Source organism: Pseudomonas sp. LARHCG127, assembly GCF_052871455.1.
This window is the reverse complement of record NZ_JBIXJT010000017.1, coordinates 13,959-27,976: the sequence shown is the minus strand read 5'-3', so window position 1 is coordinate 27,976 and position 14,018 is coordinate 13,959. Positions and strand designations below refer to the sequence as shown.

The window sequence follows — 14,018 nt, the reverse complement described above, 5'->3', positions numbered from 1 at the left end:
ATGTTGCTTTGCCCGGGGGGAGCGAGTTTGCTCGCGATAGCGGTGTATCAGCCACCGGTTATGTTGAATGTTCGATTGCTATCGCGAGCAAGCTCGCTCCCACAGAGGATCCCCACAAGGGGACCTGTGTTTAACGCAAAAATTTTATCTGCCCTTATGGACTGCCCATGGACCTGACCCCACGCGAAAAAGACAAGATGCTGATCTTCACCGCCGGCCTCGTCGCCGAACGGCGGTTGGCCCGGGGCTTGAAGCTCAACTACCCGGAAGCCATGGCCTACATTTCCGCCGCGCTGCTGGAAGGCGCCCGCGACGGCCAGACCGTGGCCGAGCTGATGCATTACGGCACCACGCTGCTGAGTCGCGAGCAGGTGATGGAAGGTATCCCGGAGATGATCCCGGAGATTCAGGTCGAAGCGACGTTTCCCGACGGCACCAAACTGGTCACCGTCCACCAGCCCATCGCCTGAGGCCACGCCATGACTGCCCATGTTCGTGACGCCCAACCCGCCGACCTGCCGGCGATCCGCGACATCTACAACGACGCCGTGCTCAACACCACGGCGATCTGGAACGAACAGCCCGTGGATCTGGGCAATCGCCAGGCCTGGTTCAGCGCCCGACAAACCCAGGGTTACCCGGTGTTGGTGGCCGTCGACGCCGAGGACAACGTGCTCGGCTACGCTTCCTTCGGCGACTGGCGGCCGTTCGATGGTTTCCGCCATACGGTGGAGCATTCGGTGTACGTCTGCCGCGACCAGCGTGGCAAGGGCCTTGGCCCGCTGCTGATGAGCGCACTGATCGAACGCGCCAGGGCCTGCGACAAGCACGTCATGGTGGCCGCCATCGAAAGCGGCAACACGGCCTCGATTCGCCTGCATGAGCGGATCGGTTTCGTCACCACCGGGCAGATGCCCCAGGTGGGCACCAAGTTCGGCCGTTGGCTGGACCTGACGTTCATGCAGTTGGTCCTCAACCCCGGGGCGCCACCGCCCGCCATCGACAAGGAGTGATACCGATGAACGCCGCCCAGTTGCGTCGAGTCCATGCTGAAAGCTTTGCCCATTATCGCCAGGGCCTGATCGATCTGTTGCTCGACGCCGTCGGCTACGGCGCCAGCGTGGGGTTCATGGCTGATCTCGACGCCGTCCAGGCCCGTGCCTATTTCGACGAGGTCCAGACCAGCCTCAACCAAGGTCATCTGTTGCTGTGGGTGGTGGTCAAGGATGAACAGGTGCAGGCCAGCGTCCAGCTTGCCCTGTGCCAGAAGCCCAACGGCCGCAACCGCGCCGAGGTGCAAAAGCTGCTGGTGCGCGGCGAGGCGCGCCGCCGGGGGCTGGGCCAGCAATTGATGAGCGCCCTTGAACTCGGTGCCCGCCAGCACAAGCGCGGCCTGTTGTACCTCGACACCGAGGCCGGCTCCGAGGCCGAGGCGTTCTACCGCGCCATGGGCTACACCCGCGTCGGCGAACTGCCCGACTACTGCCAGAGCCCGGACGGGACCTACACCCCGACCGCCATCTACTACAAGATTTTGGGGCAACCGCAATGATTCCAGGGCAATACCAGGTCCAGCCCGGCGACATCGAACTCAACGTCGGCCGTCGCACGCTCACTCTGAACGTCGCCAACAGCGGCGACCGGCCGATCCAGGTCGGCTCGCACTATCACTTTTTCGAGACCAACGACGCCCTGGCCTTCGACCGCGCCGCCAGCCGTGGCATGCGCCTGAACATCCCGGCCGGCACCGCGGTGCGCTTCGAACCGGGCCAGAGCCGGGAGGTGGAGCTTGTCGAACTGGCCGGGCATCGCCGGGTGTTCGGGTTTGCCGGGCGGGTCATGGGCGACCTGGACTGAAGAGCGCCTTTGTGGCGAGGGAGCTTGCTCCCGCTGGGCTGCGCAGCAGCCCCAAAAACCTAGGGCCGCTACGCGACCCAGCGGGAGCAAGCTCCATCGCCACAATGGACTGCACACGACTTAAGAACCTCAAGGCGAGCACATGAAGATTTCGAGACAGGCCTACGCCGACATGTTCGGCCCCACCGTCGGCGACAAGGTTCGCCTGGCCGACACCGAGTTGTGGATCGAAGTAGAAAAGGACTTCACCACCTACGGCGAAGAAGTGAAGTTCGGCGGCGGCAAGGTGATTCGCGACGGCATGGGCCAGAGCCAATTGCTGGCCGCCGAGGTCGTCGACACGCTGATCACCAACGCGCTGATCATTGACCACTGGGGCATCGTCAAGGCCGATGTCGGCCTCAAGGACGGGCGCATCGCGGCCATCGGCAAGGCCGGCAACCCGGACATCCAGCCCGACGTGACCATCGCCATCGGCGCCAGCACCGAAGTCATCGCCGGTGAAGGCATGATCCTCACCGCTGGCGGCATCGATACCCACATCCACTTCATCTGCCCGCAGCAGATCGAAGAAGCGCTGATGAGCGGCGTCACCACCATGATCGGCGGCGGCACGGGCCCGGCCACCGGGACCAATGCCACCACCTGCACCTCCGGGCCGTGGCACCTCGCGCGAATGCTCCAGGCCGCCGATGCCTTCCCGATGAACATGGGCTTCACCGGCAAGGGCAACGCCAGCCTGCCGGAGCCGCTGGTCGAACAGGTCAAGGCCGGCGCCATCGGACTGAAGCTGCACGAAGACTGGGGCACCACCCCGGCGGCTATCGACAACTGCCTGAGCGTGGCCGATCAGTACGACGTGCAGGTGGCGATCCACACCGACACCCTCAACGAGTCCGGTTTCGTCGAGACCACCCTGGCCGCGTTCAAGGGCCGCACCATCCACACCTACCACACCGAAGGCGCCGGTGGCGGCCATGCGCCGGACATCATCAAGGCCTGCGGTTTCCCCAATGTGCTGCCCAGTTCCACCAACCCGACCCGGCCGTTCACCCGCAACACCATCGACGAGCACCTGGACATGTTGATGGTCTGCCATCACCTGGACCCGAGCATCGCCGAGGACGTGGCCTTCGCCGAAAGCCGCATCCGCCGCGAGACCATCGCCGCCGAAGACATCCTCCACGACCTCGGCGCCTTCTCGATGATCAGCTCCGACAGCCAGGCCATGGGCCGTGTCGGCGAAGTCATCACGCGCACCTGGCAGACCGCCGACAAGATGAAAAAACAACGCGGCGCCCTCCCCGGCGACGGCGAAGGCAACGACAACTTCCGCATCAAGCGCTACATCGCCAAGTACACCATCAACCCGGCGATCACCCACGGCATCAGCCATGAAGTGGGCTCTATCGAAGTGGGCAAATGGGCCGACCTGGTGCTGTGGCGCCCGGCGTTTTTCGGCGTAAAACCGACGCTGATCCTCAAGGGCGGGGCGATCGCCGCCAGCCTGATGGGCGACGCCAACGCCTCGATCCCGACGCCACAACCGGTGCACTACCGGCCGATGTTCGCCAGCTACGGCGGCTCACGACACGCCACCAGCCTGACCTTCATCAGCCAGGCCGCCGCCGAGGCCGGATTGCCGGAACAGCTTGGGTTGAAGAAAAGAATCGCCGTGGTCAAAGGCTGCCGCAATGTGCAGAAAACCGACCTGATCCACAACGACTACCTGCCAAGTGTCGACGTCGACCCGCAGACCTACCAGGTCAAGGCCGACGGCGTGCTGTTGTGGTGTGAACCGGCTGATGTGTTGCCGATGGCGCAGCGCTATTTCCTGTTTTGAGCAGAGGCCGGTGGCGAGGGTGCAGGCCCTCGCTACAGGTTCCTCTTACATGTCAGTACTTTCCATCGGCTTATCCAGCTCCTCCTGAGTCAACGACTGGATCAGTTCCGCTTCCTTGACCCGGTGCTGCAAGCCCAGCGCTTCGGACTGACTGGCATAGTCGGCTTCCTCAAGGGTTCCGTCCGCTTTCTGCTCATCTAGCGCCGAAAGCTCATCGGAGAGGGCGTCGGTCAACGCCTGGAAATCTGCCGCATGCTGCTGCTTCAAATAGTCGATCCAGAAATCGCGGCCCACCAGCGACTGCACTTGTTGGGGCGAGTCGTCGAGGGCCAGGACCTCGGCGGCCGCAGCATCGAGCATGGCACTGGAAACGTTGCCCAGGTTGGTGAAGCGTCCTCCTCCCGGTTGCCCCGGCAGCTCCAGCCGATCCCTCAGCCCCGTACGATAGGCCAAGCGGACCTCGACTTCTTCGATCAGCCTGATCAGCTCGGCCTTTTGCGCGGCTGTGAGCCCTTCACGGGCATTGATTGCATCACGACGTCCCTGGATGTCCTGCAGGGCTATCCGCTCCACTTCATCCAGCCGGAACAATCCCTTGGCCAAGCGAATCAGCGTGGCCGCTTCATCCCCCTCCGCCGACAGGGCCTTGGCGTTGTGGATCATCATCTTTATTTCCAGGTTGCTGAAAGACAACGAAGCACGGTCTTCACAGGCCGGTTCGCCGGCCAGTTCAAACAGTTCACGACGCAATTCAGTGGAATCCCTGGCAGCCTCCAGCATCTGCCAGACGCGGGCCTGCAGGTCCGAATAGTCAGCCACGTCCTGATAGGACCCGATCAACCGACTCAACAGTTGGAAGAACTCTCCGGATTGCGGGTCTGCCTGCAGGCTTCGCCACAGGACCTTTTTATCCTCCCGTTGTTCGGATGGCAGATCACGCAGCCATGGCCGCACGTCCGGCCGCCTGCTCACCACAGTGTTGGCCGCCAGCTGGAGTGTTCCCATTCTGCGCGGGGCGACCCATTCAGGATGGGCCTGCTGAAGATTTGCCCAATATTCACGCAAGCGCTGCCCGATCGCCTCGTCCATGGGATTGCCCTGGATAAACGTCACACCATTGAGCCGGGCCATGGCATGGGCCCGCTCGGCGGGCGGATCGATCACGTGCGCCGGCACCTCGGTCAGTAGATTTCTGCGCAAGTCCAGTTCCTCCAGTGGCTGGTCAAGCAGGCCCGTGGGCCAGGTGTCGACCCTGGTGTTCCTCAGCAACAGCTCAGTCAGGGCTGGCATGGTGCTGAAATCGGGCAAACGCCCCAGTGGATTGTCGTGAAGGGTAAGGGACTCCATGGCGGACAAACCTCCCAGGACTTCAACGCCACGGGGTGTCAGGGCGATCTGGTTCGAGGCCAGTGTGAGGTTGGTCAGACGGGGCATTCCCTCCAACGCCTCCGGCACTTCCGTCAGGTTGTTATGGGCAATGTCCAACCAACGAAGGGCAGGGAAACGCGTGAGAAAACCGTTACAGGTGTGTTGCGACAACCCCGCCCCGTAGAGCCTCAAGTAGGTTACGTGACTGAAATCTGCCGACAGCTGCGGCAACGACCTCACATGCATCCAGCCCAGATCCAGCTCATACCCCACACGCCGGCCGTCCACTACACCGACAGCCCGGGACTGGCGTCTCCAACACTGACGAATCCGATCGGCGGTGATGCGTTTGAGTCTTCGTCTTGCCGCCGATGCGTTGTTGTCCGCTTCGTCCGTCTCAGCGGAAGCGACCCAACGGTCCAGCTCGTTGCGCAACATACGGTATTCGGTTTCAAGGCGCCCGATCTCCGCGGCCGCTCCGTCGCCCAATTCCCGCACAAAGACCCGGGCTTCCTGAGGCGAGTAATCGGGGAACAAATTTCGCACCCGTCTTTCCGGCGACCGGCCCAGGCGCAGCCATTCCAAAGGCCCGCCCAAGGGATAGCCGTATCTGCCCGAAGCCAGGCGCATGGGCGAGACGAACGACGGCTTGACTGCCGGCATCTTCAAGACCTTCGCCAATGAAGCACGGCTCACCGGCGCCGCACCGATCGCGTCCTTCAACAGCGCGCCATGGTGGATCGAAGCACGACCCATCGCCTGGCGCTCTGCATCCGGAAGCGCATGCTGCAAGGCTGCGTAGAGGCTGCCCTCGCTGCTCAAATCGTTGCCGCTGTCGTCATGGGCTTGATAAAGATCGTCATTCTTGACGACGATTTTGACCTGCGTCGAGTCCGCCGGCCCGACGCTGTCGATCAAGTCCCCAGAGGTGAAATCTTTCCTCAGCTCGATGCGTACCGTATCGCTCCAGCCCGCCAACGTCTTGAGAGTCGCCAGTGCCAGGCGGGGTGTATCCGCCGTGGCCAGGCTCTCCTGGTATAAACCTTCGTAGGCCCGGTTCAAACGGATCGCCCGCTGAAAGTGACGCAGCTCTTCGGCGATGCGCAGCGGGATGGGTTTGGTCTGGGTGGCATCGGTGTAATCCCATCCCGCCATTTGCCGGATTTCGGCAGGGCTGGCGTGGACCATGATCTGCTCGATGGCGGCCGCCGGAACCGAAGGAAAACGGGATTTGATCAGCTTGACCCGTGGATCTTGCGACACATCGCCTTTGGCGTAGTGGTCATCGATCAGTTGTTTTTTCTCACGCACCGCTACCTTAAGCAGATTCTTGCGAAATTGCTGGATTCGGGCGTTCATGTCTGTTTTCGCAAGCGCCGGACGTGTGCCAGCCAGCAAGTCATTGCCCGTCGCATCCACGGCCTCGATCAGGTTCCTGGGAAATGAAGATGAATAAACTTCCGTATCGCTGACGACGACTTCACGGAGCGTCGATGCTTCATCCGATGGATGGGCGTACTCCCAAAGGGTCTTGCCCGAGCGGTCGATCACCTTCAGCTTCAAGTTTTTTGGCCACGGGCCGTAGCCCGTGAGCAAGTGCAGCTGGGTCATCGAATCGGCCTTTTCATAGACCTGCGGATCTTCGCTTTGCATGTGCAACAGGAAAGCGTCGACTTTGCGAGCGATGTCGAAGCGCTTGATCGTGTCGTCCAGCAATACAGGCGCCGGTTCTCCCTCGGCATGCATGCGCCGCAGCGCATCTTCGCTGGTGCCACTGGCGGTACGGATGTGCTCGAGCTCAGTGTCGCTGAAGTCCTTGACCCGATGACCGAGCCGGCGCATCAGCGTCACGCCTTCCCAACTGCGCGGCTGTTCCAGTTCATGGTTCCAGGCACCGCTGCCGTTGTGCGTCAACTCGGGCTGATAGGCATCCGGCCGGGACGGATGGCGAATGCGATAGCGCTGGGTGGCTGGGTCCTGCTGGACTTCGTAGCGGATGTCGTTCAACGGCAGGACATCGCGACCGCTGAGACGGTGCAATCCCAGGGCATCGGGCTGCGAATTCGCGGGCAGCTCCAGATCGCTCTGGTAAGGCGTCAGATCAGGGCGCCAGAGTCGTGTTTCGCCAGTCGGCGATGTTACGGGCTCCAATTGATCCACGGTCGCCGATGGCATGATGCGCGGGAGCACCTTGGCGCCGGCGGCCATGAACGCGGCGTTGAGCGCCAGGCTGGAAAAATGCCCCCACATTTCCTTGGTTTCCCCTTGCTCGAACGTCTCGACGGCCTCGAACGCCTCGTACAGCATTTGCAATGCCCACACAGTCATCATCACCTGCCCGAGCCCGGGCACCACGAACGCCGCCATGTTGAGCACATCGACGACCGTGCTTGCCCAACTTTCCAGGCGCTCCTCACGCGCCTTCTTGTCTTCATCACCGGTGGAAACCGCCACCACGCGCGCGTCCTGGTAAATCTTGCGGACCTGGTTTACCCGTAGCGTCTCCCATAAGTACCCTTTGAGGTCGACTGTGCTCATCGGTAGCCCTGGCAGGTTCGACTTGAGCGGGACGTCGCCTTTGGCATCGGTCGGCGAAATTTGGAAGTGATGGTTGAAGCGCTCGAAGAAATGCCCTTGCTCGTGCAGCGGCACGAAGCGACTGAAAAAACGGCGGTAGTCGAGGTTATGCAGGCGGCGCCGCAGTTCGACCATAAACTCTCCACTTGAGGCGTATTCCTTCACCGGATGCTCAGGGTCGTCCGGAATGTACGCCACGACTCGCTCCAACCGGTTACTTTTCTCGCGTTCCGGACCGATCAGCAGGGGGCCGACAAGTTCGACCTCAAGGACCTTCAACGTGGCGAAGGTCACCGGGCGACCGTCCAGCTCGGCCGAGGGTTGCCCACCCACCACCCGCTGCAACATTCGGTAGGTGTCCTGGCGAATATCCCCCTTGGCCTGGGCAATCTCGGTGCTGATCGTCAGGCGTTGCTTGTGATGCTCGCGCAACTGTTCATCCAACCGTTCGCGGGCCTGACGGTCGTTCGGTTCCAGGACCGTCGCAAGATGTTCCCGGTACTTGCGCCCCAGGTCGAGCTGGCGGCATAGCTTGATAAAGGCTTCGGGGGCAATGGGCAGTGTGCCGGCGCGCACGGACTCGAGGGTGTGGCTCAAGGTGCCGTCAGCCGACACCGGCGTGGTGGTAATGAGATGGCAATCGTCGCAGTCGAGCTTGCGCTCTTCATCGGGCTCGAAATTCGCCAGCGCGACGTCCAGCAGCGAACCACCTCGGTATTGGTAAGTGTCGTAGGCGTCACCGGTCAAGCGATGAAGCAGATTGGAGCCCAGGTCGGTACGCGTCTTGACCGCGAACTTGCGGGCAAAATAAACCTCCCGGACGTTAAGCGTACGCTTGAAGGTGGCCTGGATGGCCTGGCTGAGCAAGGGTTCGGCAAAGGCCCGCACGTCCTGGACCTTGCCCAGTGCGTAATCGACCTGGTTGAAGATCTGGCAGTACTGCTCGTGACTGCGCTTGAGGCTGGCCCTGGTCTGGTGGGTCGTTTTCACGTACCACTCTGGAAGCTCGAGGTCATGATCGCGCAGCGCTTGCTGGCGCTGCTCGGTGGCGTTCATGAAGCAGGGGGAAATACGACTTCTGAGCAAATCGTCGTGCTCACCCTTTTTTGAAGCAGGTGCGGGCGTGGTGGTTTTCGCAGCGGTAGGCTCTGGCATCTCGGGTCATCCTTGAGGTTGGAAAACCCGAGCCTACTCATTGCCTGCGCCATGGATGCGGTAACTATTTATCGCTTTGCCCACAAGACATGACATGCGAACCCACTGACGCCTCGTCACCCGCTCCGGCCCCAAAGATCTGCCTTACAGGTCGGTGCTCTCCTGCGCGTCCAGCGCTTGTTCGGTCAACGCCTGGATCAGCTCCGCCTCCTTGATCCGCTGTTGCAAGCCCAGCGCCTCGGACTGGCTCACATAGTCAGCCTCCTCCAAGGTTCCGGCCGCTTTCGCCTCATCGAATTCAAGCTGCTGGGTAACCAGCGTGTCAGCCAAGGCCTCGAAGGCTGGTTGATGCTGTTGTTTCAAGAAGTCGATCCAGAACTCCCGCCCTACGATCGACTGCAGGAGGCGGGGCGAATCATCCAGCGCCAGTACTTGCTTAGCCGCGTCATCCAGCATCAGCGATGTCACGTTACCCATGTGGATAAATCGCCCGCCCTCGGGCTGGCCCGGTAGCGCTAGCCGATCCTTGAGCCCTACGCGGTAGGCCAGGCGCACCTCGACTTCTTCGATGTTGCGCAGTTGCCGGGTTCTCTGGGCGGGCGTCAGGTCCGACCGGGCAGCGATGGCGTCACGCCGTTTCTGGACATCCTGCAGCGCGATGCGCTCCACTTCGTCGAGACGAAACAAACCCTTGGCCAGCCTGAGCAACGTTGCCGCCTCTGCCTCTCCGCTCGCTGCGGCCTTGGCGTTGTGGATCATCAATCTGATTTCCAGGTAGCTGAACGACAGCGCCGCGCGATCCTCACACGCCGGGGCTCCCGCCAGCTCGAACAGTTCCCGGCGCAACTCAGTGGAGCCGCTGGCGGCTTCTAGCATTCGCCAGACACGCAACTGGAGGTCAGCGTAGTTTTCTTCGCCCTGATAGGACGTGGCCAGGCGGTTCAACAGTTCAAACAATTCGCCGGACTGCGGTTCACTTGCCAGGCTTTGCCACAACGCACGCTTTTCTGCTAATTGCCCGTCGGGCAGGTTTTGCAGCCATTGCTGCACATTGGCCGCCGTCCCCGTGGCCGCATGACCAAACGCCCCGTGTTGACGCAACGTTATCCAATCGGGGTGCACACGCCACAGGTCCGCCCAATAATCATGCAGGCGCTGCTGGGTCGCTGCGCTCAACGGATTGCCTTGGAGAAACGTCACGCCGTTGACGCGGGCCGTGGCAAGGGCGTCGGCCGCCGTTGGGTTGACCAGCGCGTCCGGAACGTCGGCCAACTGGTTATCGCGCAGATCAACGAACTCCAGCGGCAAGCCACGCAGGCCAGCTGGCCAAGTGTTGATTCCCGTGCCCTTGAGACCCAGGCCGCGCAGATCGGACATGCGGCTGAAATCTGGAAGTTGCCCCAAGGGATTGTTTTCGAAGTTGAGGACTTTCAGTCGGGTAAGGCCTTGCAATATCTCAATGCAACGAGGGGTCAGGCTGAGGGCATTGTTGGCCAGCAGCAGCTTGGTCAAGCCATTCATGGGCCCCACGGCAGCGGGGACTTCCGTCAACCGGTTGTCGGACATGTCCAGCCAGCGAAGCGAGGAAAAACCGGAGAGGAAGCTTTCGCAGGCCTGTTGCGACAAGTCCATGCCAGCCATCTTCAGCGAGGCCACGTGGCTGAAATCCGCCGACAGGTCCGGCAGATGCCCGACGGTCAGGCGCCCCAGATCGAGCTGATAGCCCGCCGGGCGACCATCCGCAGCCGTGACCAGAGGGGTCTGGCGCCTCCAGCAACGCTTTATCTGCTCAGCCATTGCGCGCTTGCGCGCAGGCGGCACCTGCTCCATGCGATCACCGGAATAAAGCCAGGTAACGGTATTGGCCCAACGGTCGAGGTCCCGATCCAGCATGTCCAACTCGACCTTGCGTCGCTTGAGCTCCGCCACGGCGCCGTCGCCCAGTGAGGCCAGCAAAACCTGGACTTGCTCGTTCGTATAGTTCGGGTACAGCTCCAGCACGCGGCTTTCCACCGAACGACCCAGCCCCAACAAGGCTCGCAGCCCGCTCAAGGGATAAGCGAATCCGCCCGACGCCAGGCGCATCGGCGAGCGGAACGAGGGCTTGATGGTCGGCAAACCCAAGGTTCGCGCCAGCGCGTTGCGTTCCAGCGGCATTTCACCGAGCGCCTTTTCCAGCAGGGCACCCTGGTGAATCGAAGGGCGTCCCATCGCCTCGCGCTCGGCATCCGGCAAGGCATGGTGCAGCGCGTCAAAGAGGCTACCCCAGTGGCTCAGCTCATTGCCGTGGTCATCGAGCGCCTGGTAACGAGCCCCGTCCCTGACCACGATCTTGGTCTGCGCCGCCTCAAGCGGCCCGATGCTGTCGACCAATGCGCCAGTCGCATGATCGTCACGCAGCTCGATACGCACCGTGTCGCTCCAGCCGGGCAAGGTCTTGAGTGTTGCCAGCACCAGGCGGGGCGTGTCCGCCGTCGCCAGCGCGGGTTGGTACAAGCCTTCATAGGCCCGGTTCAAACGCACCGCTCGCTGGCAATGGCGCAATTCCTCGGCGATGCGCAGCGGAATGGGCTTGGTCTGGGTGCGATCCGCGTTATTCCAGGCGGCCATCTGCTGAAGCTCCCCACGATTGGCATGGGCGATCATCTGCTCGATGGCGCCGGTCGGCACCGACGGGAAGCGAGACTTGATCAACGCGACCCGAGGGTCGGTTGGCTCCTGGCCCCTGGCGTAGTAATCGTTGAGCAGCTGGACCTTTTCCCGCTGCGCCACCTCGGCGAGGTTGATCCTGAGCTGGCGAATCCGAGCGTCCATGTTCGTTTTCGCTATCGCCGGACGGGTGCTGGCCAACAAATCCTTCCCGGTCGCGTCCACCGCCTCGATCAGGTTTTTCAACACCGAAGGGGTACGTACTTTTTCCTCGGGAATAATCACATCGCGAACCGGAACGGCGCCTTCCGATGGTCGAACATACTGCCAGAGCGTCTTGCCCGCCCCATCTATCACCTGCAATCTCAGGCCGCTTGGCCAGGGACCATAACCGGCGAGCAAGTGCAGCTGGGTCACTGGATCGGCTTCGTCCTGTCGCCGCGAATCCTCGCTTTGCAATTGCCCGATAAAAGTGTCGACTTGTCGCGCCAAGTCAAAACGCTTGACCGTATCGGCCAGCAGCGCGGGCATCGGCTCGCCGTCCACATGCAGGCGTCGCAACACGCCCTCGCTGATGCCACTGGCGATACGGATCTGCTCCAATTCGTGGTCACTGAAATCCTTGACCCGATGACCGAGCCGGCGCATCAGCGTTGCCCCTTGCCAGCCTTGCGGTCTTTCGAGTTCATGATTCCAGGCACCGCTGCCGTTGTGTGTCAGCTTGGGCGGGTAGGCATCCGGCCGGGAAGGATGGCGGATGCGATAGCGGTGGGTAACCGGATCCTGTTGCACCTCGTAGTAGTGTTCCTCCAACGGCAGGACCTCGCGGCCACTGACTTCGTACAGTCCCAGACTGTCCGGGACGGCGCCAGCGAGCGGTCGCAAAGGACTGCGGTACGGCGTGAGATCAGGCTTCCACAGTCGCGATTCCCCGTTGGCCCGTTCCACCGCTTCCAACTGATCCACACTGGCCGATGCGTGGATCTTCGGCAACACCTTGGCGCCTGCGGCGATGAACACGGTATTGAGCGCGACGCTGGAAAAGTGCCCCCACATCTCCTTGGTCTCCCCCTGCTCGAACGCCTCGATCCCTTCGAACGCTTCTTCAAACATCTGCACGGCCGCCACGGTCAGCATCAGCGGCCCCAACGCGGGCACCACGAAGGCCAGTTGGTTGAGCACGTCGATCACCGTGTTCGTCCAACTCTCCAGGCGCGCCAGACGGGCAACCTTGTCTTCATCGGCGGTGGGCACCGCCACCGCTCGCGCGTCCATCTCGATCTTCTGGAGTTGTTCGCGGCGCAAGGCTTCCCACAGGGCGCCGGGGATGGGCGACGCGGCCATGCGCAAGTTTTTCAACGAGGGCTTGAGCGGATAATCGGACTGGGCATCGGCCTGGGGAGAAGGCTGGTAGAGCTGGTCGAACTGCTTGAAAAAAGCCCCTTGCTGGCTCAGCGGTATAAAGCGACTGAAGAACCGTCGGTAGGCGATGCCATGGAGGCGTCGGCGCAGTTCGATCATGAATTCGGTACTGGACGCGTATTCCTTGAGCGGGTGCTCGGGATCGCCCGGGAGATACGCCACCATTCGCTCCAGGCGCCGGGTCTTTTCCCGGTCGGGGCCGATCAGCAGCGGGCCGACCAGTTCGGTGTCGAAGATTTTCAGCGAAGTGAATGTCACCGGCCGCCCGTCGAGCATGACCCCGTCGTGATCGCCGATCACTTGCCGCAACATCTGGTACGTGTCCTGGCTGATGTCCGCCTTGGCCCAGGCGACTTCGGCACTCAGCGCCAACGCTTGCTTGTGGTGATCACGCAGTTGCTGGTCGAGCCGCTTGCGGGCATCGTCGTCAGCGGGTCGGGCAATGGCGCGAATGTGTTGCTGGTAGCGCCGTCCGAGGTCCAGTTTGCGGCACAGCCTGGCAAAGGCGTGCGGGGCGATTGGCAACGCCCCCGCCCGGACGGCGTCCCGCGTGGGCTTAGGCGTACCACTGGCGGACAGTGACGTGGTGGTGATGACATGGCAGCCGTCGCAATCGAGCTTAAGCTCTTCGTCGGGTTCGAAGTTCGCCAGCGCGGTTTCCAACAACGAAGCGCCTCGATACTCGTAGGTATCCCAGGCCTCTCCCGTCAGACGGTGAAGCAGCGTGCTGCCCAGGTCCTTGCGGGTCTTGAGACCGTACTGGCGCGCGTAATAAACCGCCTCCACGTCCAGTGTTCGCTTGAATTCCTTCTGGATGGCCTGGGTCAGCAGCGGTTTGGCAAAGGCGCGGATGTCCTCGATACTGCCCAAGGTGCTGTCGATCAGGTTCAAGCTGTCGCGGTAGCGCGAATGCTGTTCCTTGAGACGGGTTCGGGTTGCGTGGGAAGCCTTCGCGTACCAGGCCGGGAGTTCCAGGTCGTGGTCGCTCAACGCTTGCTGGCGCCGCATGGCGGCCCCGATGTACCAATCGGGAACCCGCTGCTTGAGCAGGTCGAAGTGGACGCCGCGACTTTCAGGCTGCGGCGTCATGCCGGGGTCGGCAATGGCAGGAATAGGTGTTGGCATTCGGATCATCCTTGAGAGTGGA

The 14,018-nt window shown here is 62.1% G+C and carries 7 protein-coding genes; 5 read left to right on the top strand and 2 right to left on the bottom strand.

The genetic code is table 11. From position 1 onward, the window contains the following. Positions 1-167: 167 nt before the first annotated feature. The 5 genes from ureA to ureC all read left to right on the top strand — a co-directional run bounded on the left by ureA (position 168) and on the right by ureC (position 3,700). Entirely contained in the window at positions 168-470 is a 303-nt protein-coding gene (gene ureA, locus ACIPQ1_RS24280; RefSeq protein WP_003186301.1) for an urease subunit gamma, read from the top strand. A gap of 9 nt (positions 471-479) precedes the next feature. Further along, complete coding sequence (locus ACIPQ1_RS24275; RefSeq protein WP_446534914.1) at positions 480-1,013, top strand: N-acetyltransferase family protein; 534 nt, start codon at positions 480-482, stop codon at positions 1,011-1,013. A gap of 5 nt (positions 1,014-1,018) precedes the next feature. Further along, entirely contained in the window at positions 1,019-1,552 is a 534-nt protein-coding gene (locus ACIPQ1_RS24270) for a GNAT family N-acetyltransferase (RefSeq protein WP_039593491.1), read from the top strand. Next, entirely contained in the window at positions 1,549-1,857 is a 309-nt protein-coding gene (locus ACIPQ1_RS24265; RefSeq protein ID WP_249876329.1) for an urease subunit beta, read from the top strand. Before ACIPQ1_RS24270 ends, ACIPQ1_RS24265 begins: the two co-directional genes overlap by 4 nt. Positions 1,858-1,999: 142 nt before the next feature. Beyond that, entirely contained in the window at positions 2,000-3,700 is a 1,701-nt protein-coding gene (ureC, locus tag ACIPQ1_RS24260; protein ID WP_411386371.1) for an urease subunit alpha, read from the top strand. 45 nt (positions 3,701-3,745) lie between these two features. Here ureC and ACIPQ1_RS24255 read toward each other — a convergent pair whose 3' ends face one another. Beyond that, a complete protein-coding gene (locus ACIPQ1_RS24255) occupies positions 3,746-8,800 on the bottom strand; it encodes an NEL-type E3 ubiquitin ligase domain-containing protein (RefSeq protein ID WP_446534913.1) in 5,055 nt (1,684 codons plus the stop codon). 144 nt (positions 8,801-8,944) lie between these two features. Continuing rightward, the gene (locus ACIPQ1_RS24250; RefSeq protein ID WP_446534912.1) at positions 8,945-13,996 is read right to left on the bottom strand and encodes an NEL-type E3 ubiquitin ligase domain-containing protein; all 5,052 of its coding nucleotides are present in this window, start codon (positions 13,994-13,996) and stop codon (positions 8,945-8,947) included. Positions 13,997-14,018 lie beyond the last annotated feature (22 nt).